This window comes from Streptomyces sp. NBC_00654 (assembly GCF_026341775.1).
GTDB lineage: Bacteria > Actinomycetota > Actinomycetes > Streptomycetales > Streptomycetaceae > Streptomyces.
Map to the genome: position 1 here is coordinate 368,974 of NZ_JAPEOB010000003.1, position 23,218 is coordinate 392,191.

The 23,218-nt window shown below is 73.2% G+C and carries 17 protein-coding genes, 1 other RNA gene and 1 pseudogene; 4 read left to right on the plus strand and 15 right to left on the minus strand.

The features are described 5' to 3' along the window. Positions 1 to 115: 115 nt before the first annotated feature. Together OHA98_RS34030 and OHA98_RS34035 are read right to left on the minus strand one after the other, a co-directional pair. Entirely contained in the window at positions 116 to 2,491 is a 2,376-nt protein-coding gene (locus OHA98_RS34030) for a UvrD-helicase domain-containing protein (protein WP_266931527.1), read from the minus strand. Positions 2,492 to 2,628: 137 nt separating this feature from the next. Beyond that, the gene (locus OHA98_RS34035; protein WP_266931529.1) at positions 2,629 to 3,240 is read right to left on the minus strand and encodes an ABATE domain-containing protein; all 612 of its coding nucleotides are present in this window, start codon (positions 3,238 to 3,240) and stop codon (positions 2,629 to 2,631) included. Between the two features lie 124 nt (positions 3,241 to 3,364). Here OHA98_RS34035 and OHA98_RS34040 point away from each other — a divergent pair, with 124 nt between their 5' ends. Then, positions 3,365 to 3,985, plus strand: a complete 621-nt coding sequence (locus OHA98_RS34040; RefSeq protein ID WP_266931530.1) for a GNAT family N-acetyltransferase — start codon at positions 3,365 to 3,367, stop codon at positions 3,983 to 3,985. Here OHA98_RS34040 and OHA98_RS34045 read toward each other — a convergent pair. From OHA98_RS34045 to OHA98_RS34055, 3 genes are all read right to left on the minus strand, one after another. After that, positions 3,918 to 4,481 carry a GNAT family N-acetyltransferase gene (locus OHA98_RS34045; protein ID WP_266931532.1) on the minus strand — a complete coding sequence of 188 codons (564 nt, stop codon included), beginning with the start codon at positions 4,479 to 4,481 and terminating at the stop codon, positions 3,918 to 3,920. The genes OHA98_RS34040 and OHA98_RS34045 overlap by 68 nt on opposite strands. A gap of 171 nt (positions 4,482 to 4,652) precedes the next feature. Beyond that, complete coding sequence (locus OHA98_RS34050) at positions 4,653 to 5,795, minus strand: uroporphyrinogen-III synthase (protein ID WP_266931534.1); 1,143 nt, start codon at positions 5,793 to 5,795, stop codon at positions 4,653 to 4,655. A gap of 268 nt (positions 5,796 to 6,063) precedes the next feature. Beyond that, positions 6,064 to 7,050, minus strand: a complete 987-nt coding sequence (locus OHA98_RS34055) for a LysR family transcriptional regulator (protein WP_266931535.1) — start codon at positions 7,048 to 7,050, stop codon at positions 6,064 to 6,066. An 84-nt stretch (positions 7,051 to 7,134) separates the two neighbouring features. Here OHA98_RS34055 and OHA98_RS34060 point away from each other — a divergent pair, with 84 nt between their 5' ends. Next, positions 7,135 to 8,499 (plus strand): MFS transporter, encoded by a 1,365-nt coding sequence (locus OHA98_RS34060; RefSeq protein WP_266931537.1) that lies wholly within the window; start codon positions 7,135 to 7,137, stop codon positions 8,497 to 8,499. Here the strand turns inward: OHA98_RS34060 and OHA98_RS34065 are convergent. The 6 genes and pseudogenes from OHA98_RS34065 to ftsE form a co-directional block, all read right to left on the minus strand. Next, positions 8,453 to 8,712, minus strand: a pseudogene (locus OHA98_RS34065) (hypothetical protein); the annotation flags it as partial. The gene OHA98_RS34060 and the pseudogene OHA98_RS34065 sit on opposite strands and share 47 nt — an antisense overlap. 96 nt (positions 8,713 to 8,808) lie before the next feature. Beyond that, positions 8,809 to 9,195: a transfer-messenger RNA gene (gene ssrA / locus OHA98_RS34070) on the minus strand. A gap of 86 nt (positions 9,196 to 9,281) precedes the next feature. Continuing rightward, positions 9,282 to 9,770, minus strand: coding sequence for an SsrA-binding protein SmpB (gene smpB / locus OHA98_RS34075; RefSeq protein ID WP_266931538.1), 489 nt, complete (start codon positions 9,768 to 9,770; stop codon positions 9,282 to 9,284). Between the two features lie 18 nt (positions 9,771 to 9,788). Beyond that, complete coding sequence (locus OHA98_RS34080; RefSeq protein WP_266931540.1) at positions 9,789 to 10,976, minus strand: S41 family peptidase; 1,188 nt, start codon at positions 10,974 to 10,976, stop codon at positions 9,789 to 9,791. A gap of 68 nt (positions 10,977 to 11,044) precedes the next feature. Then, a complete protein-coding gene (gene ftsX, locus OHA98_RS34085; RefSeq protein WP_266931541.1) occupies positions 11,045 to 11,962 on the minus strand; it encodes a permease-like cell division protein FtsX in 918 nt (305 codons plus the stop codon). Between the two features lie 54 nt (positions 11,963 to 12,016). Beyond that, positions 12,017 to 12,706 carry a cell division ATP-binding protein FtsE gene (gene ftsE / locus OHA98_RS34090; protein WP_073723825.1) on the minus strand — a complete coding sequence of 230 codons (690 nt, stop codon included), beginning with the start codon at positions 12,704 to 12,706 and terminating at the stop codon, positions 12,017 to 12,019. A gap of 258 nt (positions 12,707 to 12,964) precedes the next feature. On the opposite strand from ftsE, the gene OHA98_RS34095 reads away from it, so the two are divergent. Continuing rightward, a complete protein-coding gene (locus tag OHA98_RS34095) occupies positions 12,965 to 13,165 on the plus strand; it encodes a hypothetical protein (RefSeq protein WP_266931542.1) in 201 nt (66 codons plus the stop codon). Positions 13,166 to 13,308: 143 nt separating this feature from the next. On the opposite strand, the gene OHA98_RS34100 is transcribed toward OHA98_RS34095, so the two are convergent. From OHA98_RS34100 to OHA98_RS34115, 4 genes are all read right to left on the minus strand, one after another. Continuing rightward, on the minus strand, positions 13,309 to 14,292 hold the full coding sequence (locus tag OHA98_RS34100) for a hypothetical protein (RefSeq protein WP_266931543.1): 984 nt from the start codon (positions 14,290 to 14,292) through the stop codon (positions 13,309 to 13,311). Between the two features lie 365 nt (positions 14,293 to 14,657). Continuing rightward, positions 14,658 to 15,764, minus strand: a complete 1,107-nt coding sequence (gene prfB / locus OHA98_RS34105) for a peptide chain release factor 2 (protein WP_266931545.1) — start codon at positions 15,762 to 15,764, stop codon at positions 14,658 to 14,660. Positions 15,765 to 15,876: 112 nt separating this feature from the next. Further along, positions 15,877 to 17,121: a serine/threonine-protein kinase gene (locus OHA98_RS34110; RefSeq protein WP_266931547.1), complete on the minus strand. Its 1,245-nt coding sequence runs from the start codon at positions 17,119 to 17,121 to the stop codon at positions 15,877 to 15,879. Positions 17,122 to 17,267: 146 nt separating this feature from the next. Further along, positions 17,268 to 18,959, minus strand: coding sequence for a serine/threonine-protein kinase (locus OHA98_RS34115; RefSeq protein ID WP_266931548.1), 1,692 nt, complete (start codon positions 18,957 to 18,959; stop codon positions 17,268 to 17,270). A 511-nt stretch (positions 18,960 to 19,470) separates the two neighbouring features. Here OHA98_RS34115 and OHA98_RS34120 point away from each other — a divergent pair. Next, positions 19,471 to 23,058 carry an FHA domain-containing protein gene (locus OHA98_RS34120; protein WP_266931550.1) on the plus strand — a complete coding sequence of 1,196 codons (3,588 nt, stop codon included), beginning with the start codon at positions 19,471 to 19,473 and terminating at the stop codon, positions 23,056 to 23,058. Positions 23,059 to 23,218: the final 160 nt, after the last annotated feature.

Sequence of the window (23,218 nt, forward strand, 5' to 3'; positions counted from 1 at the left end):
GCCGACACCAGGCTAACAAACACCCCCGAGAAGTGATTCCCCCACGGCGGGTTGACCCGGAATCGAATAGTTCCCGGCCATCCGTTCTGCCCGGCTCGGCCCCGGCCGGCCCTTCTCAGTCCCGCAGCAGGTCCGGAACACCGTCCTCGTCCGGCATGTCCCGCTCCCCCGAGACCACGGTGAGCTGCTGTGTCGCACGGGTCAGCGCCACATACAGCACCCGCAGCCCGGCCGGGGACTCGTCGGCGATCTCGGCGGGCGAGACGACGACCGTGGCGTCGTACTCCAGGCCCTTCGCCTCCAGGCTGCCCAGCGCCACCACCCGCTCCCCCAGCTCCGCGAGCCAGGTACGGGCCTGGGCGCGGCGGTTCATCGCCACCACCACACCGACCGTGCCGTCCACCTCGGCGAGCAGCCGGCGTGCCTCCTCGCGCACGGCGGCGGCCAGGTCGCCGTCCCGCACGGTCTCGAAGCGGGGCTTCACTCCGGTCGAGCGGACGGCGGACGGGGACGGGGTTCCGGGCATCGCGAGCGCCAGCACCTTCGCCGCGAGCTCGGCGATCTCCGCCGGGTTGCGGTAGTTGACGGTGAGGGTGAAGCGCCGGCGCGGCCGGCTGCCGAGCGCCTCGTCGCGGGCCGCCGCCGCCTCGTCCGGGTCGGACCAGGAGGACTGCGCCGGGTCCCCGACGATCGTCCAGGTGGCGTGCCGGCCGCGGCGGCCGACCATCCGCCACTGCATGGGCGTCAGGTCCTGCGCCTCGTCCACGATGACGTGCGCGTACTCGGTGCGCTCCGCCGCCAGCCGCTCGGCCCGCTCGCGCTGGGTCTCCTCGCGCTGCGGCATCAGCTCCTCCAGCCCGGTGAGCTGGTCCAGCGGGTCGTACTCGCGCTTCTTCTTCGGCCGGTGCGGGGTGCCGAGCAGCGCCTGGAGCTCGTCCAGGATCGCCACGTCGTGCACGGACAGGGGGCCCTGCCCGTCGGCGTCGAGCCGCTTGAGCGAACGGGCCAGCCGGCGCACCTCCCCCTGGTTGAGCACCCGACGTGACCAGCGGCCGAGCCGCTTCTCGTCGGCCATCGCGGCGAGCACCCCGCGCGGGGTGAGTTCGGGCCACCAGGCGTTCAGGAAGACCAGGAACGGGGTCTCCGTGGAGACGTCCTCGTCGAAGGACGAGCGCAGCTCCGCGACGAGTTCGGGGTCGGTGTAGCGGCCCTTGCCCGAGGACTTGCTCCAGAGCGCGTCCAGCAGCAGCTTGCGGGCGCGCGGGCGCAGCAGGTTGACCGGCGCGGTGCCGCCCAGGACGTTGTGCCGGATGCGCTGGAGCTCGTCGGCGTTCAGCTCGACGCGGGCGCCGAAGGCGACCACCCGCAGCCGGGTCGGTGTGGCGGCGGGGCCGTCCGACGCCTCCTCGCCGAAGGAGAGCTGGCCCTCCCGCGGTGCCGAACGGGTGCCCGGGGTCTCCAGGGCACCGCGCGAGGCCTTGCGCAGCACCTGGAGCATCCGGGAGGAGCCCTTGACCCGGGCGACGGCCGGTTCGTCGTACGTGGTGGCCCCGGCGACGCCCGCCGCCTCGTCGGACAGCGAGCCGACCGCGCGGATCGCGACCTGGCCCTCCTCGCCGAGCGAGGGCAGCACCCCTTCGGTGTACGCGACCAGGAGCGGGGTCGGGGAGACGATGAGGATGCCGCCCGCGTACCGCCGCCGGTCCTGGTAGAGCAGGTACGCCGCGCGGTGCAGGGCGACCGCGGTCTTGCCGGTGCCCGGTCCGCCGGTGACCTCCGTGACGGAGGCGGCGGGGGCCCGGATCACCAGGTCCTGTTCGGCCTGGATGGAGGAGACGATGTCCCGCATGGTGTGGCTGCGGGCCTGGCCGAGCGCGGCCATCAGGGCACCGTCGCCGATCACGGGCAGCTTCTCGCCGTCCAGGTACGCCGTCAGCTCGGGCCGCATCAGGTCGTCCTCGACCCCGAGGACCCGGCGGCCCTTGGAGCGGATGACCCGGCGGCGTACCACCCGGCCCGGTTCCTTCGGCGTCGACCGGTAGAACGGCGCGGCGGCCGGGGCACGCCAGTCGATCACCAGAGGGGCGTAGTCGGAGTCCAGGACCCCGATGCGGCCGATGTGGAGCGTCTCCGCGATATCGGCGGTGGCGTCCTCGCGTACGGCGTCGTCGGCGGGCTCGACGGAGGTGTACGCGCCGTCCGGGCCGCGTTCACCGTCCTTGCCGAGCAGCAGATCGACCCGTCCGAAGAGGAAGTCCTCGAACTCGCTGTTCAGCCGGTTGAGGTGGACGCCGGCCCGGAAGACCTGGGCGTCCCGCTCGGCGAGCGCGCCGGGCGTGCCGACCTGCCCGCGCTTGACGGCGTCGTGCATGAGAAATTCCGCCTCGTGGATCTTCTCTTCGAGGCGGTGGTAAACCCGGTCCAGATGTTCTTGCTCGACACCGATTTCCCGGTCCCGCAACGAATCGACAGCGGCATCCTGCGCGGCCACCGAGGCCCCCTTCTGACGTGCACTGGGCAGCCGTCAACCTTATGCGAAGGGGGGCCCGAGCGCACCTGTCGGCCACGCGCCGATTGCGCGCCGGTGCCATCGCGTGCCGGGGCGCGGGGCGTGCACCACCCGCAGGGTCACGCGCCGGTGCCTCCCGCGGCCGCCCGGCGCCGGTGTCTGGCCACCCGTTCCCGGTTGCCGCAGACCTCACTGGAGCACCAGCGCCGGCGCCTTCCGCGCGAGGTGTCCAGATAGAGGCGGCGGCAGGCGTCCCCCTCGCAGCGGCGCAGCACCGCCCGCGCCGCCGGGTCCGTGAGCAGTTCCACGGCGTCCCTGGCCACGGCGGCGAGCAGCGCCCCGCAGTCGGGTTCGGCGCTCAGCGCCCGTACGAGAGTGCCGCCGCGGCCCCGCACGGCCCGCAGCCCCGGCGGCGCCCCGGCCGCCAGCGCGTTCACCCGGTCCAGGGCCGCGTCGGCGCCCCGGCCGCAGAGTTCGGCGGTCATCAGCCGGTCGACGCCCGCCCTCAGCTGCCGGAAGCGGGTCACCCAGGTGTCGTCCAGGGCCGTCAGCGCGGTCCCTTCCGGGACCAGCCGGGCGGCCACCAGCCAGTCGGCCAGCCGCTCGGGGCCGTCGAGCAGTTCGCCCGCACCCGAGGTGACCGTCCCGGTCGCGACCAGGTCGAGACAGACCCGGCCGGAGTCGAACCGCCGTCGGCTCGCGCCCGTACCCGTGCCCACGCCCGTAGCCATGCGCCTGTCACCGCCTCCAGGTCACCGGTGGGGATGCCACTCCCAGAGTGCCCGTCCCCGGTCCGGGCCGGAACCCCTGCCACCGCGGGGCATGCCGGGGAGGGGCCGCCGTACGGTGGTGGCCATGGAGAACGATCAGGGAGCCGTCACGCTCACGGCGGGGTCGCTGCTGATGCGCCCCTGGGGCCCCGGGGACATCGCGGCGCTGGTCCGCGCGTACGACGATCCCGCGATGCGCCTCTGGCTCCGCTCACAGGTGGCGGACGCCGAGGAGGCGGCCCGCTGGCTGGACGTACAGCGCGCGGGGTGGGAGTCCGGCGACCGGTTCGGTTTCGCGGTGACCGACACGCAGCGGGACGGCGAACTGGTCGGCCATCTCGCGCTGAAGCGGTCCGGCCCCGCCTCGGACCGGGCGGAGGTCGGCTACTGGACGACGGCGGCGGCCCGGGGCCGGGGCGTGGCCCCCCGAGCGCTCGGGGCGCTCACCGACTGGGCGTTCCTGGGTCTCGGCGCACGGGCGCCGGCCCGGCTGGAACTGCTGCACCACGTGGACAACGAGGCCTCGTGCCGGGTGGCGGAGAAGTGCGGCTACGCGCTCGCCGGGATCCTGCCCGCGCTGCCCCCGGACCATCTCCAGGGCCGCCATCTCCACGTCCGCCACGCCCCGGGGGCGGGGGTCAGTCCCGCGGCGGGTCGTTGTGCAGAATCCGCTGGAACAGCCGGTGGTCGCGCCACTCCCCGTTGATGTGGAGATAGCGCGGGGCGGTGCCGATGTGCTCGAAGCCGCACTTGGCGAGCACGCGCTGGGAGGCCACGTTGTCGAGGGCGGTCCCCGCCGAGACCCGGTGCAGCCCCAGCTCGTCCCGGGCGATGTCGCAGACGACACGGACGGCGGCGGTCGTGAGCCCCTGGCCCGCCCGGTCGGCGTCGACCCAGTAGCCGAGGCCGGCGCTGCGGAGCGGTCCCCGCACGATGCTGTTGAACGTGACGGCGCCGATCGCCCGGTCCTCCCCGTCGGCCAGCACCCAGGGCATGGAGCGCCCCGCGTTCCGCTCGACCAGCATCGAGGTGAGGCGTACGGCCTGCCCCTCGGGGGTGTAGAAGGCCTCGGTGCGGATGGGCTCCCAGGGAGCCATGTAGGCGCGGTTGCGGACGAGTACGGCGGCCAGCGAGTGGGCGTCGGTGAGGGCCGCGGGCCGCAGAGTCACGTCCTGGGCGACGGGGTGGCTGTCGTGGATCATCGGATTACGTTATCCCGGGGCCGGGGCGTCGGGTGCCGGTGCGGTGGGCCTGGTTCCGGTGCGGTCGCCTGTCCCCGGTGGCCCGCGCCCCGGCTCCCGTACCCCGGTCCTCGTACGCCGGTCCTCGCGCCCCGGAACCGCCGTGCGCGCGCCCGCCGTACTCCCGCGCCCCTACCCCGCGTACTTGGTGTCCGCCGACGGGTCCAGCGCCAGCCGGTAGCCGCGCTTGACGACCGTCTGGATCAGCCGGGGCACACCGAGCGCGGCACGCAGCCGGGCCATCGCCGTCTCCACCGCGTGCTCGTCGGAGCCGCTGCCGGGCAGCGCCCGCAGCAGGTCGGCACGGGCCACCACCCAGCCCGGCCGGCGGGCCAGCGCGTGCAGCAGGGCCATGCCCGCGGGCGCCACCGGGCGCAGCTCGTCGTCGACGAGCACGGCGTGGCCGCGGATCTCGACACGGTGTCCGGCGACCGGCAGGGTGCGGACGGTGCCCGGGAGCCGGGCGCAGAGCACCTGGACGAGGGGGCCGAGCCGGAAGCGCTCCGGCTGGAGCGTGCCGATGCCCCGGGCCTGGAGGGGAAGCGCGGTGACCGGGCCGACGCAGGCCACCAGGACGTCGTCGTGCAGGGCGCCCAGGACCTCCGGGAGCAGACCGCGCTCCTCGGCGCGGTTCAGGAACGAGGCGGCGGCGGGGGCGCTGGTGAAGGTGACCGCGTCCAGGCCCCGGGCCGCCGTGACATCGAGCATCCGGTCGAGCGGGGCGATGTCCTGCGGGGGCATCCAGCGGTAGACGGGTACGCCGACGACTTCGGCGCCGCCCGCCCGGAGCGACTCGACGAAGCCGGGCAGCGGTTCGCCGTGCAGCTGGAGGGCGATACGGCGCCCCTCGACGCCCTCGCCGAGGAGCCGGTCGAGCACTTCGGCCATGGACTCGGAGCCGGGCGACCAGGTCTCGGTCAGCCCGGCCGCCCTGATGGCGCCCTTGACCTTGGGGCCGCGGGCCAGCAGTTCGGCCCCGCGCAGCCGGTCCAGGAGCCGGTCGCCGATCCCCCAGCCGTCCGCGGCCTCCACCCAGCCCCGGAAGCCGATCGCCGTGGTGGCGACCACGACATCGGGGGCGTGCTCGATCAATTCCTCGGTGGCGGTGAGGAGTTCACGGTCGTCCGCGAGCGGCACGATGCGCAGGGCGGGGGCGTGCATGACGGCGGCGCCCCTGCGCTTGAGGAGGGTGCCGAGTTCCTCGGCCCGGCGGGCGGCGGTCACCCCGACCGTGAAGCCCGCGAGGGGCCCGTGCGTTGCGTCGTCGTCCTGCATGGCGTGATACCCGGCTCTCGTGGTCCCGCTGCTGCTCGGTGGTGCGGAGGAGCGAGACTGCCAACCCCGCGTGTCGTCCTCGGTTCACCCGTATTTCCCGCCCGTTACGTCGCTCGCCGCCCGGCCGTCGTCCTCACACCTCCGCGTAGCCGAGCCGGGCTTCGCGGACACGGCGGCGGTGCGGCGAAGGTATACCGCCCGGGTGAGGACGGAACAGACGGCGTAGAAGGCGAGGAAGGCGGCCCGGCCCGGCCGGGAGGGAGCCGGTTCAGTGTCCGGTGGCCGGCGGGGGTTGGCGCATCAGTGCCGCGTCGCCCTCGGGCAGCCAGCCGTGGGGAGGCCTCTCCATCCACCCCTCGGACGCGGCGAGCTGACCGGCCGCCGCGCGCAGGGCGTCGAGTCCCGGATGGCGCAGACCCTTGCGCCAGACCAGCATCAGCGCGGAAAGCGGTACGGGCCGGGTGAGCGGGCGCAGCACGGTCCCCGGCAGGGGCGGGAAGCCGACGACGGCGAGTACCGGATTCCCCGCCTTGGCCATCACCCGCTGGAATTCGGCCGCTCCGACGGCGAGCGGCGTGGGCGGGGCCAGCTCGATGCCGTACTCGGCGAACAGCAGGGCGGCCAGGGCCGTCCACTCCCGGGTGCGTTCGTTGCCGGCCCCGGCGTACACGGTCTCCCCGGCCAGTTCGTCCAGCGCGACCGTCTCCCGCCCGGCGAGCGGGTGGGCGGACGGGAGCAGGACGGCCATCGGCTCGTACCGCACGGGCTGTACGTGGAGCCCGCCGCGCACCGCGGGGTCGAGCCCGGCGGCACGCCCGAAGGAGACGTCGAGGCGGCCCGCGAGGATCTCGTCGGCCGCCCGGGTCAGCCCGGACTCGAAGCGCGCCATCAGCTCGCACTCCGGGGCCAGTTCCCGCGCGCGGGCCAGGACCCGGGCGGCGGTCATGCCGTCGGTGTTGAGGTCGACGAGCAGCGGCCGGGCGGCCGGATCGGCGAAGGCTCCAACCAGTTCGGCGTGTGCGTCGAGCACCCGCCGGGCGTACGGGAGGAGGCGTTCGCCGTCCGGGGTGAGCGACACCTGGCGGGTGGTCCGGACGAACAGTTCCGTGCCGAGCCCGCGCTCCAGACGGCGGATGTCCCTGCTCAGGGCCTGCTGGGCGAGGAAGAGCCGGGCGGCGGCGCGGGTGAAGTGCAGTTCCTCGGCCACGGCGAGGAAGGCGCGCAGGAGACGGGGGTCGGTGTCGGGCGTGGTCACGCCGCAGAATTTACAACACGGGTGCGTGAGTCGGTGCGGAACAGGTGTTGGACCGTACGGGCCGGGGGCCGTGAGGCTTGCCGTATGCCGATGCCCTCCGCCGCCCCCGGGCCCCGCGCCGCGGGCCCGCTGCACACCGTCTGCGGCGACCTGCTGATCATCGCCCCGCGGACACCGGTCACGCCGGGCGAACCTGCCGGGGCGGCCGTTCCGCGGAGGCCCGGAAAGAAGTCCGTACCGCGGCCGCACGGGAAGGAGACCGCCGCGCCGCCTGCTCCCGCCGCCTACCCGTATCGCCGGCTGCTCGCCACCCCCGGCGCGCGGGCCTTCACGGCGGGCAACCTCATCGCCCGGTTCCCCCAGGGGATGTTCAGCGTCAGCGCGGTCATCATGATCGCCGGGTCGTACGGTTCGTACGCCCTGGCCGGAGCCGTCACCGCGACCGGGCTGGCCGCGACGGCGGTGGTCGCCCCCTGGACCGCGCGGCTCGTGGACCGCTACGGCCAGGCCAGGATCGCCGTGCCCGCCACCGCGATCGCCGTGCTCGGCTCCCTGGCCCTGCTGCTCTGCGCGCACCACGGCGCCCCGGCCTGGACGCTCTTCGCCGCGTACGCCGCGACCGCGACCACCCCGAACACCGGCGGCATGTCCCGGGCCCGCTGGGCGTATCTGCACCGGGGCGATCCGGCGGCCCTGCACACCGCGAACTCCTTCGAGCAGGCCGTCGACGAACTCTGCTACATGCTGGGCCCGGTCGTCGCCGCGACCCTGTGCGCCGCGCTGTTCCCCGAGGCGGGAACGCTCGTCGGGGCGGTCCTGCTGATGACCGGCATGCTGGTCTTCGCCGCCCAGCGCTCGACCGAACCGCCGGTCGCCGCCCGTACGCGGGCGGTCTCCCCGCTCCGCACCCCCGGCATGCCCGCCCTGCTCGCCGTCTTCCTCGCCACCGGCGCGGTGTTCGGAACCATGGAGGTCGTCTCGATCGCGCACGCCGGGGGCGCGATCCTCGCCCTCCAGGCGGGCGGCTCCTGCGTGGCCGGGCTGCTGTACGGATCGCTGCGGCCCGCCCCGGACATCGGCCGCCGGCTGCTGGTCTGCCTCGCGTGCATGACGGCGCTGATGTCACTGCCGCTGCTGGCCGCCTCCACAACCGGTTCCCTGCCCGTTCTCGCCCTCTGCCTGCTGCTGGCGGGCGCGGCGACGGCGCCCACGATGGTCACCGGTATGACCGTGGTCCAGCGCCTCACGCCCGAGGCGCGGCTGAACGAGGGCATGACGCTCGCGGTCACCGCGCTGCTGGGCGGCATCGGGGCGGGGGCCGCGGCCGGCGGCTGGCTGGTGGAGCACGCCGGGACGGTGACCGGCTACGCGGCGCCGATGTGCGCGGCGGGGCTGGCGCTGGTCATCGCGGCGGGGACGGCTGTGCGGCGTACCCGCCGAGCGGGATGACCAGCGGGCTGTGCGAGACCGGGTCCTCGATGATCCGGCAGGGCGGCCCGAACACCTCCTCGACCGGTTCTCGGTGATCAGTTCCGCGGGCGCCCCCTCGGCGACGACCTAAGGGCTGTCCCGTCATCCCTGGCGGGACAGCCCTTAGCCGTCCTTCATGGCGATGACATGGGTGCCGTAGCGCGCCGCCTGGTTCAGGTCGTGCAGCACGGCGGCCGCCCACGCCGAACGGCGTGCGGCAGCCGGATTCCGGCAGCGAAAAAGCCTCCGCCCCGCGAGTGAACTCGCGGGGCGGAGGCTTACATGGGGTGGTGGAGATGGCGGGAATCGAACCCGCGTCCAACGGTGCAGAACCAGGGCTTCTCCGAGTGCAGTTCGCTACGCTTTTCTCGGCCCCGGAGGTCACACGAACAAGCCTCCGACAGGCCCAGTCACTGTTTGATTTCCTTCTCGGCCCCGTGACCGGGCCGAGAAGTTTAGATCCCTAGTTGATGCCAGGATCCGGGTCGGGATCACCCCCGGGCTGACACTCCGCAGAGTCTTCGCTAGCTGCTAATTAGGCAGCGAGGGCGAAGGCGGAGGAATCGCGCTTGGAATTGGCGATTATTGTTTGCGACATATGGTTTACGAGATCATTGCCGCTTCCTCGACTCGCTTCCCCTGCTTCGACATCCGCTGTCGAAACCGATCATCCCCATGTTGATTTTTCAAACGTGCACCCGCTGTGAGGTGCACGGCCCATCGTACGTGACCAACGCCGGGCGATGCCAGCGTATTCCCGCTCAGGCGCTCCGCTGACGCCTGCGAGCCGCCGCGATCGCACGGTTCGTCTCCCTCGTGTCCTGCTTCTCACGCAGTGTCTGGCGCTTGTCGAACTCCTTCTTGCCCTTCGCCAGCGCGATCTCGACCTTCACCCGGCCGTCCTTGAAGTACAGCGCGAGCGGCACGATGGTGTGGCCCGTCTCCTGCGACTTCGACTCCAGCTTGTCGATCTCGGCCCGGTGGAGCAGCAGCTTCCGCTTGCGCTTGGCCGCGTGGTTGGTCCAGGTGCCCTGCACGTACTCGGGCACATGGATGTTGTGCAGCCACGCCTCGTGGCCGTCGATCTGGACGAACCCGTCCACCAGCGAGGCCCGGCCCATCCGCAGGGACTTGACCTCGGTGCCCATGAGGACGAGCCCGCACTCATAGGTGTCGAGGATGTGGTAGTCGTGCCGCGCCTTCTTGTTCTGCGCGATCATCTTGCGCCCGGTGTCTTTTTCCTTGGCCATAGTGCGGTCATTTTCGCACTACGACCCACCCCCGAGGCCACTCAATACTGTCTCGGCCCGTTCCTGGGCACGGGCGTCGACCACGAGGTCGGGCGTGATGCCCGTGCCGTCGACGCTGCGGCCGGCCGGGGTGCGGTAGTGCCCGACGGTCAGCTCGGCCACGGAACCGCCCGGAAGCTTGCTGGGCATCTGCACGGAACCCTTGCCGAAGGTGGGCGATCCGACGGTCACGGCGCGGCCCCGGTCCTGGAGGGCGCCGGTCAGCAGCTCCGCCGCGCTCATCGTGCCGCCGTCGACGAGGACCACGACGGGCCGGTCGGTGTCGCCGCCGGACTCGGCGTACAGGGCGCGCTGCTCACCGCGCACGTCGTAGGTGGCGACCAGGCCGCCGTCCAGGAAGGCGGAGGCCGCGACGGCGGCCTCGTTGACCAGGCCGCCGGAGTTGGCGCGCAGGTCCAGCAGGATGCCGGCGTCGCCCGGCGCCGCGCGCACCGCGTCGCGGACCTCGGTCCCGGCCCCCTTGGTGAAGGCGGCGACCTTGACCAGGACCGCCGCGGAGGGCTCGTCGCCCAGCCGCCGGACGGTGACCGCCTCGGTGGTGAGCCGGGCCCGGCCCAGGGTCTCGGTCCAGGCGCGCCCGCCCCGTTCGAGCCCGAGAACCACGGTGCTGCCCTCGGCCGCTCCCGTACCGTCGCCGCGCAGCAGGGCGACGACCTCGGCGACGGGGCGCCGGTCGACCCGGCTGCCGTCGACCGTGCTCAGCAGGTCCCCCGCGCGGATGCCGGCGCGGTCCGCGGGGCCGCCGCTCTCCACCCGGGCCACGGCGACCCGGCCGCCGGAGGTGCGCCGGGCGGAGAGGCCGATGCCGGTGTACGAGCCGTCGAGGGCCTGCTCGAACTCCTCGTACTCCCGCTCGTCGTAGACCGCGCCCCATCGGTCACCGCTGCGGCTGACGACCTCCTCGGCCGCCTCCGTACCGGACTTCCCGTCGGCCTCGGCCTCGGCGGCGGCGTCCTCGATCTCGGCCCGGTCGACGGGGGCCACGGTGGAGGCGATGGCGCGGGCCTGGATGTCCCCGCCCGCCTCCGCTTCGTGGGGCAGTGAACCGGTGGCCGCCGCCGTGGCGAGAACGCACCCGAAGACCAACGTCAGGGCCGCCCCGCGGCAGAGACCGCGGGGCCCTAAGCGGTGCGTGGGGCCCGGCATGCGGACGAGTCTAGGACAAGCCCCCTGTGGCGCACGGTCGATCGACCGTGTGCCACAGGGGGCGCATGTCACACCTTGAGGTACTTGCGGAGCGCGAAGAGCGCGGCCACGGCGGGCATCAGGAGCCCGATCGCGAGGACGAGCGGCAGCTTGGTGAGGACCGCGTCCCAGCCGATGAAGTCGATCAGGTTCAGCTTGTCCTTGAGCGCCAGTCCGCCGTCGATCAGGAAGTACCGGCCGCCGAGCAGCATGGCGCAGGCGAGCAGGCCGCCGATCAGGCCGGCGACGGCCGCCTCCATGATGAACGGCATCTGGATGTAGAAGCCGGAAGCGCCCACGAGCCGCATGATGCCCGTCTCACGTCTGCGGCTGAACGCCGAGACCCGGACGGTGTTCACGATCAGGATCAGCGCGATGACCAGCATCAGCACCATCACGTATATCGCGACGACGTTCATGCCGTTCATCAGCCCGAAGAGGTTGTCCAGGATGCTTCTCTGGTCCTGGACGGACTGCACCCCGTCGCGTCCCGCGAAGGCGGTGGCGACGACCTTGTACTTCTTCGGGTCGTCGAGCTTGACCCGGAACGACTCCTGCATCTGGTCGGGCGTGATGTTGCCCGCCATCGGCGAGTCGCCGAACTGCTCCTGGTAGTGCTTGTACGCCTCGTCGACCGTCTCGAAGCTGACCTTCTCGACAGCGTCCATCTCTTCGAGATCGGCCTTGATCTCCTTCTTCTGCTGCGGAGTGACGGCACCCTTGGCGCACTTGGGTACGTCCTTGGCGTCGCTCTTGTTGCAGAGGAAGATCGAGACGTTGACCTTGTCGTACCAGTAGTCCTTCATCGTGCTGACCTGCTCGCGCATGAGCAGCGCGCCGCCGAACAGGGCGAGCGAGAGGGCGACGGAGACCACGACCGCGAAGGTCATCGTGAGGTTGCGACGAAGACCGACGCCGATCTCCGACAGGACGAACTGGGCGCGCATGGCGTCCTTTCAGTACTCGATGCTCGAAATGCACGAAGGGCCGGAGCCCCTCGGTCAGTGCTGGTAGCCGTACACGCCGCGTGCCTGGTCGCGTACGAGACGGCCCTGTTCGAGCTCGATGACGCGCTTGCGCATCTGGTCGACGATGTTCTGGTCGTGGGTCGCCATGATCACGGTGGTGCCGGTCCGGTTGATCCGGTCCAGCAGCTTCATGATGCCGACGGACGTCTGCGGGTCGAGGTTGCCGGTCGGCTCGTCCGCGATCAGCAGCATGGGGCGGTTGACGAAGGCCCGCGCGATGGCCACGCGCTGCTGCTCACCGCCGGAGAGTTCACCGGGCATCCGGTCCTCCTTGCCGCCGAGGCCGACGAGGTCGAGGACCTGGGGCACCGCCTTGCGGATCTCGCCGCGCGGCTTGCCGATGACCTCCTGCGCGAAGGCCACGTTCTCGGCGACGGTCTTGTTGGGCAGGAGACGGAAGTCCTGGAAGACCGTGCCCAGCTGGCGGCGCATCTGCGGCACCTTCCAGTTGGACAGCCGCGCGAGGTCCTTGCCGAGCACATGGACCATGCCCGTGCTGGCGCGCTCCTCGCGCAGGATCAGCCGCATGAAGGTCGACTTGCCGGAGCCGGAGGAGCCCACCAGGAAGACGAACTCACCCTTCTCGATGTCGAGCGAGACATCGCGCAGAGCCGGGCGGGTCTGCTTCGGGTAGGTCTTGGAGACGTTGTCGAATCGGATCACGGATGCACCACGGTCGGCCGGGAGTAGGTGAGCGTGACCATACGCGAACCGGGCTCACGCGTGCAGGCGGCGTCCGGCAATGGGTGATTTGTGGCAGAACCCCGGTCGGAACGAAACGGGTCGTGCCGGACCTTGTCCGGCGGGCCGCGCCGATTTCCGCGCGAGCTGGCACAGTGGTGGGGGGAACGGTTGCGTTTCCGGAAGCGTTGTGCGGAGAGAAAGCAGTAGCGGCTCCGCCGCGCGGGAGGAGGAAAGCGCATGACCTATGACCGACTGGTGTGCGCGAACTGCGCGGCACCCGTGGCCGAGGGGCGCTGCCGGGTGTGCCGTGCCGTGCGGCAGCAGTTGCAGGAGCAGCAGGACCAGGGCCCGCTCGCCGGGCTGAACCCGGCGATGCTGATCGCGCTGATGGTGATCCTGGTGGCCGCGCTCGCCCTGCTGGCGCACCAGGCCGTCTGACCCGTCACCCGGTCTCCGCTGTCCGCAGCGGCCCGTGGGCGCCGATACGCCCGCGTACGGGCCGTGGAGCGGTCGGATACGCGAAAGGGCCCGGGAAGGCCGTAGCGGCCTTCCCGGGCCCTTCTCCGTGCGCGTACGGGCCCTTAGGCGACCGTACGACCGCCGCCGACCAGACGCGGCAGCATACGGAAGCCGATGCCACCGGCGATCATCGTCGCGGCGCCGACCAGCAGGAACGTGGTCTCGGCCGCACCGGTCTCGGCGAGCTCATCCTTGCCCTTGCCCTGCTCGACCGGCTGGTTGCCGACGCTGTCGGTGTCGGTGTTGTCGGCGCACTCGGCACCGTCGAGGTCCACCGTGCAGGTACCGGCGCCGTCGCCGCCGCCGGAGGTCGAACCGGAGGTGCCGTTGCCGGAACCACCGTTGTCGCCGCCGCCGTCCGTGGTTCCGCCATTGTTGCCGGAGCCACCGTTGTTACCGGAACCGCCGTTGTTGCCCGAGCCACCGTTGTTACCGGAACCACCGTTGTTGCCGGAACCGCCGTCAGCGCCACCATCGGCACCGCCGTCAGCACCGCCGTCAGCGCCACCATCGGCGCCACCGTCAGCACCGCCGTCGGCACCGCCGTCAGCGCCACCATCAGCACCGCCGTCAGCACCGCCGTCGGCACCGCCGTCAGCGCCACCATCAGCACCGCCGTCAGCACCACCGTCCGCGCCACCATCGGCACCGCCGTCAGCACCGCCATCGGCACCGCCATCGGCACCGCCGTCAGCGCCACCATCAGCACCGCCGTCAGCACCGCCGTCCGCGCCACCATCGGCACCGCCGTCAGCGCCACCGTCCGCGCCACCATCGGCACCGCCGTCCGCGCCGCCGTCGGCACCGGCGTCAGCACCGCCGATGGGGTTCTCACCGGACGTCCCGCCCTGGTCAGCACCGCCCGCCGGGTTCTCGTTACCGTTCGTCACCTCGGCCTTGGCACTGACGCCGTCCTCACCGTCAACACCGATCTCGATGCCGATGCCGACGGCCTGCGCCGCACCGGCCGCGGTCAGCGAGGCACCCGCGGCAATAACCGCACCAGCGGCTATCCGCGCGACGCGGATGCGCGTCTTCTTGGTCATCTGTTGCTACCCCCAGTAGCCGATCTCGTCAGTGGAGCAGCCATATATGCGGGGCCACGGCCCTGCGGGGTTCGCTCTCGGCGGGGCCACGTCATGCCGTGGTCCATCCCACCCGCCCCCCGGTTCACACCCGTCCCAGACATACGCATGCTGCTCTAGCACCCTGGCCAGAGTTAAGGATTACGTCAAGGCCGTTCCGTGCAATACGCACCGCTATGGGGCTTCTTGACGGCTATTCGGAATCACGACTGTGACGCATTGGGCACGACTCCCCCGCAACCTGCCGCCGGTCCACCCGACCGGCGGCAGAACGCGGTCGAGCCCGGACAGTGGCCTGTCCGGGCTCGACCGACGTACGGCAGGGGTTACTTCTCCTGCTGCTTGCGCCAGCGGATACCGGCTTCCAGGAAGCCGTCGATCTCCCCGTTGAAGACCGCTTCCGGGTTGCCGATCTCGAACTCCGTACGGAGGTCCTTGACCATCTGGTAGGGGTGCAGGACGTACGAACGCATCTGGTTGCCCCAGGAGTTGCCGCCGTCACCCTTGAGGGCGTCCATCTTCGCCTGGTCCTCCTGGCGGCGGCGCTCAAGGAGCTTCGCCTGGAGGACGTTCATCGCGGAGGCCTTGTTCTGGATCTGCGAGCGCTCGTTCTGGCAGGAGACGACGATGCCGGTCGGCAGGTGGGTCAGGCGCACCGCGGAGTCCGTGGTGTTGACGCCCTGGCCGCCGGGGCCGGAGGAGCGGTACACATCGACGCGCAGCTCGGACTCGTCGATCTCGATGTGGTCGGTCTGCTCGACGACGGGGAGCACCTCGACGCCCGCGAAGGACGTCTGGCGGCGGCCCTGGTTGTCGAAGGGCGAGATCCGGACCAGGCGGTGGGTGCCCTGCTCGACGGAGAGGGTGCCGTAGGCGTACGGCACCTGGACGGCGAAGGTGGTCGACTTGATGCCGGCCTCTTCCGCGTACGACGTCTCGTAGACCTCGGTCTTGTAGCCGTGCCGCTCGGCCCAGCGGATGTACATGCGCTGGAGCTTCTCGGCGAAGTCGGCGGCGTCCACGCCACCCGCCTCGGCCCGGATGTTGACGAGGGCCTCACGGGCGTCGTACTCGCCGGAGAGGAGCGTGCGGACTTCCATCTCGTCCAGCGCCTTGCGGACCGACTCCAGCTCGGTCTCGGCCTCGGCGAGGGCATCGGCGTCGCCCTCGTCCTCGGCGAGCTCGAAGAGGACTTCGAGGTCGTCGATGCGGCCGCGCAGGGCCTCGGCCTTGCGGACCTCGGCCTGGAGGTGCGAAAGCTTGCTGGTGATCTTCTGCGCCGCCTCCGGGTCGTCCCAGAGGGACGGCGCCGCCGCCTGCTCCTCGAGCGCGGCGATGTCCGCCCTCAGCGCATCCAGGTCCAGGACGGCCTCGATCGACCCCATGGTCGAGGAGAGGGACTTCAGCTCTTCGGAAATATCGACGACTGCCACGGGTCCAGCGTAACGGCTGGGCGGGTGAAGCTTGCCCTCGCCCGGAACCGGATCGGTTCCGGGCGGCTTCCCGGACCGGTTCCGGGCACCCTCCGGCCCCGGTCCGCGGCCCTCAGGGGGAGGCGGGAGCCGAGTTCCCCGTGTCCTGGGGGGTCGCGTCCGCGTCCTCGCCGCCGGTCGCCAGCCAGCCGCCCACCGCGACGGCCGCGCACAGGAGGACCGCCGCGGCACCCAGGGTGATGCGGCGCTTGCGGACCGCCGCGGACTTGTTGCGGGCCGAGCCGGGGCGGGGGCGGCCGGGGGCGCGGGGGGCGCGGGCGGTGCCCAGGGGGCCGCCGGCCAGCTCGTCGGGGGCCGGGACGCGCATGCTCGTGTGGGTGTCGCGGTTGGAGTCCGGCGCGGAGCCGGGGACCAGCGGAACGGCGCCGCGGCGGCGGGGCTCCTCGGCCGGGGTGTACTGCTGCTCGTCGTACGCCGGGGACTGCGGTTCGGCCTCGCCGGCGTCCGGCTCGTCCACGTCGAGCGGGGGTATCCCGGACAGCAGGGGAAGCAGCTCGCGCAGCCGCAGTGCCAGTTCCGAGGCGCGCAGCCGGGAGGCCGGGGCCTTGGCCAGGCACTGGACCAGGAGCTGCCAGAGCTCCTCGGGGATGCCGGGGAGCGGGACGACGGTCTCGGTGACATGGCGGCGCAGCACCGCGCCGGGGTGGCCGCCGCCGAAGGGCGTGAACCCGGCGAGCAGCTCGTACAGCACCGTCGCGAGCGCGTAGATGTCCACGGCGGCGCGCGGCGGGAGGCCCTCGACGATCTCGGGGGCCAGATAGTCCGGGGTGCCGATGATCTTGGTGGACTTGGTGCGGCCCGGGGTGTCGATCAGCTTCGCGACGCCGAAGTCGGTGAGCAGCGCGGGGTGCGAGCCGCCGGGGCCCAGCGGCCCCTCCATGTCGAGCAGGATGTTCTCCGGCTTGACGTCGCGGTGGACCACCCCGGCGGCGTGCGCGGCGGCGAGCCCGTCGGCGACGTCAGCGATGATCGCGACGGCGGCCTCGGGGGCGAGGCGGCGCTCGCGGTCCAGGCGGGTGCGCAGATCCGTTCCGCGTACGAGCGTCATGACCAGGGCCAGGTCGTTGCCGTCCACGACGAGGTCGCGGACGGAGACCACCTGGGGATGGTCGAGCCCGAGCAGGGCGGTGCGCTCCTGCACGAAGCGGCCCACGAGCTCCTGGTCGGACGCGAGGTCCTCGCGGAGCAGCTTGATGGCGACGGGGCCCTCGGGCCCCTCGCCGAGCCACACCGTGCCGGCGCTGCCGCGCCCCAGGATCTGGTGGGCGGTGTACCGGCTGCCGATATTCCGTGCCAAGACTGCTCCCTCAGCGGCTGGCGTTGGACCCCCGGTCGACAAAGTTACGCGGCGTTCGGGGTGTCACGTGCCCTGGATGGCGCCAACCTTCACTTCTCCGGACCAAATAGGCCCGGAGAAGTCGACAAAGGTACAGAGTTGGCCGTTCAGACGCCGGTGTCGCCGCCGCTGTTGCCGCTGTCGCCGAGTTTCGAGACCCAGTCGCTCACGGTGCTGATCGCGTCGCCGATCGCTTCCCAGTAGCCCTTGCCCTGGGCGACCCAGTCCTGGAGCGGTGTCAGCTCCCAGATGAGCCAGCCCGCGATGACCAGCAGGACCACGCTGAACAGGCAGCCCTTGAGGCAGCCGAGGCCCGGGATACGCATCGGGTTGGCGCTGCGCTGCCTCGGCTGGCGCGGGGCCGGCTGCTGGGGCGGCGCCTGGGGCTGCTGCTGCTGCGGGGGCGCGTACTGCTGTCGCTGCGGCTGCTGGGGCGGCTGCGGCTGCTGGTAGCGCTGGGGGTGCTGCTGCTGCGGCGGGTACTGCTGGTGCTGAGGCCGCTGCTGGTGCTGCGGCGGCTGCTGCCTCTGCGGTGGCTGCTGGGGCGGCTGCTGGCGCTGGGGCCGGCGGCGCAGCGGGTCCTGGCTCGGGTCGAGGTACTGGACCTGCGTCTGCTCGTTGCGGTCCCGGGCGGCCTGGAGCTGCGACTGCCAGGGGTGCGGGCCGTCGGGCTGCGGAGGGCCGTCGGGGCGCTGCGGCACGGGCGGCAGAACGGCGGTCGGGTCGGCCTGACCGCCCGCGCCCTGGCCGTATCCGCCCTGGCCGGGGGTCTGGCCCGGGGTCTGCTGCATGACACTGGTCGGCGCCGCGGGGTCGTACGCGCCCACGTTGCCCGGCAGCATCTGGGTGGGGTCGGCCGCCCCCGGGGTCTCGGGGACCGCGGCGGGCGCCGGGTCGGGGGCCAGCAGGGCGCCCACGCCGTCGGCGGCGGCGATCTGGGCCGAGTTCGCGTGCACGCCGATGCCCGCGGCGACGGTACGCAGCCCGCGGGCGAGGCTCTCGGCGCTGGGCCGCCGGTCGGGGTCCTTGCTCAGGCAGCGCTCTATGACCGTCCACAGGGGTGCGGGCACGTTGCTGGGGCGGCGGGGCTCCTCGCTGAGGTGGCGGTGCAGGACTTCGAGAGCGGTGCCCCCGGCGAACGGCGGGCGTCCGGTCACCAGCTCGTAGAGCAGGATGCCCGCGCCGTAGATGTCGACCGCGGAGGTCTGCGGGCGGCCCTCGGCGGACTCGGGCGCGACATAGGCGGGGGTGCCGACGAACTCGTGGGTCCGGGTCAGCCCCGGGGAGTCGGCGAGGCGCGCGATGCCGAAGTCGGTGAGCATCGGGTGCATCTGGCCGTCGCGCTCGTCGAGCAGCACGTTGGCGGGCTTGAGGTCGCGGTGGACGACGCCGTCCGCGTGGCTGGCGGCGAGCGCGTCCGCGATCTGGGCGGTGAGCAGGGCGGCGGCGACCGGGGTCAGCGGGCCGTTCTCGCGCAGGTAGCGGTGCAGGTCGGGACCGTCGATCAGGTCCATCACCAGGGCGAGGAGATCGCCCTCGACGACCAGGTCCCGGGTGCGCACGATGTTCTCGTGGGTGAGCCGCAGCAGCACGGAGCGCTCCCGCAGGAACCGCATCACGACATCGGCGTCGTTGGCGAGCTCCTCCTTGAGGACCTTGATCGCCACAGTCTCGCCGGGCTCGCCGGCGACGGCCGCCTCGGCGCCCGCGGTCTCCCGCTGGCGGGCTCGCCAGACGGTGCCCGTGGCGCCGCGTCCGAGCGGCTCCTCGAGCAGGTACTTGCTGCCTACCGGCCGCACGTCATGCGCTCCCTGCTGATCGTGGTGCTTGCGGTCCCCCGGGCCCGCCCGGATGTTCCGGCCCACTCTAGTGCCGCAGAACGGGCCACCGGTCGGTCGTCTTCCGGTCTTGTTCACGCCATGTCGCGACGGACGCCGGGGCGGTGTCACGCGGGATTCCCACCGTGTCCGGAGGAAGACGCACACACCGGACAGAAGGTTGCCGACGGTTGCCGAACAACCGTTCCCCACCCCCGTCCGACGCGAGGCCGACTATGCCCCCGAACGGCTCGAACCAGACCCAAGCAGGCGTTTTTGCGACCACACTCGGCCATTCAAGATCATTTGAAGGTGGCCCCCGGGCGTGTTGTCAGTGGCAGGTGCGAGGATGCCTTCCAGCACGGAACCCTGGGGTCGGGAACCTCGCGGTCCGTGACGACCTGAACCGGACGACGCGTCCGTGCCGGGTGGGGGGACATCACAGGGCGTTTCCCCTGCCGGGCACCCCGCGCAGAAGGGACCGCTGACGGCGATGCAGATCCGGCTGACCGTCCTCGCGCCGCGCAGCGGCCAGACCCCGGCGCGCGCCTGCGACGTGCTCGTCACCGCCCCCGCCGGGACGGCGCTCGCCGCCGTCGCCTCCGGCCTGACCGCGGCCGTCTCGGGACCCGAGGGCTCCCTGGGCGGTGGAGCGGTGGTGCTGTTCGCCGGGCGCGAGCGGCTCGACGCGCAGCGCATCGCCCTCGGCGATCCGCCCCTCGTGGACGGCGCGGTGCTCTCCCTCCAGGTGCCCGGCGAGGACGAGGCAGCGGACGCCACCGTTCCGGCGCAGCTGCACGTGGTCGCCGGGCCCGACGCGGGCGGCGTCCATCTGCTGCACGGCGGGCAGATCCTGATCGGCCGCTCCGCCGACGCCGACGTCCCGCTCGACGACCCGGACGTGTCCCGGCTGCACTGCACGGTGACGGTCTCCGAGGACGGCCGGGTCGCGGTCGCCGACCCCGGCTCGACGAACGGCACCTCACTGGACGGTACGGAGGTCCGCGAGCGCCCCGTCCCGCTGCTCCCCGGCGCGCTGCTGCGGCTCGGCGAATCGACGCTCCGGCTCACCGCGGGGTCCCGCACCGCCGCTCTGCCGACCGCACCGGACGGCGAGGGGCATCTGCGGGTGACCCGGGCGGAGTCCGCCGCACCGGAGACCGGCTCCGCCGTCGGAGCCGGTGGCTTCCCGGGCGGCCCCGGCGAGGAGGACCCGGACGGCTCCGGGCACGCGTACAGCCATGCCCCCTCCCGGACGGACCCCGGGCCCGCGGGGCACGACACCCACTGGCCGGACCCGGAGCGGGACGGCGCGGAGGGACCGGACGGGCCCCGGAGGCAGCACTCCACGCACGCCCGCGGCGCCCGGTACGGAGAGAGCGAGGCGCCCCGGCGCGGCGGCATAGGCGCCTGGGCGCGGCGGCTCACGGGCGGCAGGGGCGAACCGGCGCGGGAGCCGGGCGAGGACGGCGCGGACCGGCGGGCGGGGGCCCCGGATGCCGTGCGGACCCCGTACGGGTCGCACTCCGCGTACCCCTCCTCCCCGGGCGCGTCCCCTTCTTCTCCTTCCCCCTCTTCCTCCTTCGGCGTGCCCTCCGCACCTGAGGGGACCTGGCCGGACCCGGCGGCTGTGCTGCTGACCGCACTCGGCCCCGGCCCCCGCCTGTGGGAGCGCTCCGCCTCGCATCCGGAAGCGCTGGTGGTGCGGCTGGGGACGACCGACCGGGCCGAGCTGCCCGCCGTGCCGGTGACCGTGGGACTGCGGGAGGCCGGTTCGCTGGGCCTGGCCGGGCCGCGCGCCCGGCTGCTGGGGCTGGCCCGCTCGACGGTGGCGCAGCTCGCCGCGCTGCACTCCCCGTTCGACCTGGAGATCGTGCTGATCAGCACGGACCGGGGCCGCTCCGCGGAGGAGCGGCGGCGGGACTGGGCCTGGCTGGGGTGGCTGCCGCATCTGCGCCCCACACACGGCCAGGACTGCCGGCTCCTTCTCGCGTACGACCGTGAGCAGGCCATGTCCCGCACGGCGGAGCTGGTCCGCCGGCTGGACGACGGCCCGCTCGGCCCCGGCTGGCCGAGCGTGGACCGGTCCGCGGTCGCCGATGCCGCCCGCGCCCATACGGGGCCGCACACGGTGGTGATCGTCGACGGCGACCCCGGTTCCTCGGCGCTGCGCGAGACCACGGCCCGGCTGGCCGGTGCGGGGGCGGCGGCCGGGATCCATCTGATCGCCCTGGCCGAGACCCCGGCCGCGTCACCCACCTCACCCGTCACCGCGACCTACGAGGCCGCGTGCCAGGCCTCGATCGCCTTCCGCGAGTGCGGGGCGGTCGCCATGCTGAGCGGCGATGTGGCGACGGCGCTGCGGTTGCTGCGCACCGCGGGCGGGCAGGCCGCGGGCCATGGCACCGTCGCCACGGTGGACGCGGTGTCGGCCGCCTGGGCCGAGCGGTTCGGGCGTGCCCTGGCGCCGCTGCGCGACGAGGGCTCGGCCGCGCTGCCGGGCCGGCCGACGGCCGCGGCACTGCCGCCGTCCGCCCGCTTGCTGGACGAGCTGGGCCTGGCCCGCGCCACCCCGGCGTCGCTGATGGCGCGCTGGGCCTCCACGGCGGAGGACCAGCCGGGCGCCACGGTCCGGCCCGCCGCCGCGCAGGCCCCGCCCAGGTCGGACCTGGAGACCCCCGGCTCGGGCCGCACCCTCAGCGCGGGCCCCCGCGTGGGCGCCCAGCGCACGGCCCCCGACCCGTACCACCGCCCCCAGGAACGGGACTCGGGGCGCACGTCCTACCCCGCCTCGGACACCCGGGGCTCAGGGCGCACGCCCTACCCCGCCTCGGACACCCGGGACTCGGGGCGCACGCCGTACCCCGCCTCGGACACCCGGGGCTCGGGGCGCACCCCGTACCCCGGCAGCGCGTCGGACCACACGCCGTATTTCGGCACCGCGGGCCGGGGATCGGAACGTACCCCCCACCCCGGTGCCGCCGTACCCCGGACCGCGTCCCGGGCCGCCCCGCAGGCGGCGGGTGCCGCCGTCTACGCCGGGCGTCCGGTGCTGGTGCTCGGGGCCGGGCCCCGGGGGCCCCTCAGCGTCGATCTCGCCGACGAAGGGCCGCACCTCCTGATCGAGGGACCGGCGGGCAGCGGGCGCACCGAGCTGCTGCGCGCCGTCGCCGCCTCCCTCGCCTCCGCCGCCCGGCCCGACCGGCTCGGCATTCTGCTGGTCGACGGGGCGGCGGGTGAGCACGGCGAGCGTGGCGAAGGGCTGCGCCCCTGTACGGAACTGCCGCATGTCTTCACGCACTTGATGGCCTCCGACCCGGTCCGGATGCGCGAGTTCGCGCAGGCGCTGGGCGGCGAGCTGAAGCGGCGGGCGGAACTGCTCGGCACCATGGACTTCGCCGAGTGGCACGCCCAGCACGAGGTCTCCCAGCGGCTCGTCGGCCAGCGTCCGGCGAGCGCCGCCGAGCAGCGCGGCGACCTGGACTCCCCGGCCAGCGGCACCCTGCGGCTGCGGCCCGCCGCCGCGCGGGCCATGGACCCGGGGCCCTCCCCACTGCCCCGGCTGGTCGTCCTGGCCGACGACTTCGACGCCCTGGTCGCCCCGGCGCTCGGCAGCCCCGGCCGGCCGGCCGCGGGTTCCGTCGTACGGGCGCTGGAGGCCGTCGCCAGGGACGGCGGACGGCTCGGCGTCCATCTGGTCGCCACGTCCGCCCGCCCGGACCGCACCGAGGACACGGAGCTGGCCCGCGGGGCCCGGCTGCGGATCGTGCTGGACGCGCCCGTGCTGCCGCCCTCTCCGGACGAACCGGCGCCGGGGCGCGGCAGGTTGGGGCATCCGGACGGCCGGGTGACCCCGTTCCAGGGGGGCCGGGTCACCGGCCGCATTCCCCGTACGGCGACCCTGCGCCCCACCGTCGTACCCCTGGAGTGGGACCGGATGGGCGATCCGCCCACCCGTCGCCCCGTCCGTGAACTGGGCAACGGCCCCACGGACTTGGCGCTGCTCGCCAGCGCGCTGGAGCGGGCGGCCCGTTCGGTGAACGCTGAACGACTCCCTCCGCTCGTCCCGTTCCCTTCCTGAAGATCAGGCGGAAACGTCCCTTCTCCTGCACTGATGCGACGTCACGAGCCCACAACGATAGGCGTGTTGAGCCCCCGGGTGGTATTGCGGCACCCGTGCGCCCGGCGTAGGACTGAAGGCACGGACGACGTGGCCCGCGCACAGAGACGTGGCCGGGCAC

What these genes read in the sequence shown, in the direction of transcription:
- OHA98_RS34035 (WP_266931529.1), bottom strand. Translation starts at nt 3,240, where the DNA reads ATGGCTACGGGCGTGGGCACGGGTACGGGCGCGAGCCGACGGCGGTTC.
- OHA98_RS34040 (WP_266931530.1), top strand. Translation starts at nt 3,365, where the DNA reads ATGGAGAACGATCAGGGAGCCGTCACGCTCACGGCGGGGTCGCTGCTG.
- OHA98_RS34045 (WP_266931532.1), bottom strand. Translation starts at nt 4,481, where the DNA reads ATGATCCACGACAGCCACCCCGTCGCCCAGGACGTGACTCTGCGGCCC.
- OHA98_RS34050 (WP_266931534.1), bottom strand. Translation starts at nt 5,795, where the DNA reads ATGCAGGACGACGACGCAACGCACGGGCCCCTCGCGGGCTTCACGGTC.
- OHA98_RS34060 (WP_266931537.1), top strand. Translation starts at nt 7,135, where the DNA reads ATGCCGATGCCCTCCGCCGCCCCCGGGCCCCGCGCCGCGGGCCCGCTG.
- smpB (WP_266931538.1), bottom strand. Translation starts at nt 9,770, where the DNA reads ATGGCCAAGGAAAAAGACACCGGGCGCAAGATGATCGCGCAGAACAAG.
- OHA98_RS34080 (WP_266931540.1), bottom strand. Translation starts at nt 10,976, where the DNA reads ATGCCGGGCCCCACGCACCGCTTAGGGCCCCGCGGTCTCTGCCGCGGG.
- ftsX (WP_266931541.1), bottom strand. Translation starts at nt 11,962, where the DNA reads ATGCGCGCCCAGTTCGTCCTGTCGGAGATCGGCGTCGGTCTTCGTCGC.
- OHA98_RS34095 (WP_266931542.1), top strand. Translation starts at nt 12,965, where the DNA reads ATGACCTATGACCGACTGGTGTGCGCGAACTGCGCGGCACCCGTGGCC.
- OHA98_RS34100 (WP_266931543.1), bottom strand. Translation starts at nt 14,292, where the DNA reads ATGACCAAGAAGACGCGCATCCGCGTCGCGCGGATAGCCGCTGGTGCG.
- OHA98_RS34120 (WP_266931550.1), top strand. Translation starts at nt 19,471, where the DNA reads ATGCAGATCCGGCTGACCGTCCTCGCGCCGCGCAGCGGCCAGACCCCG.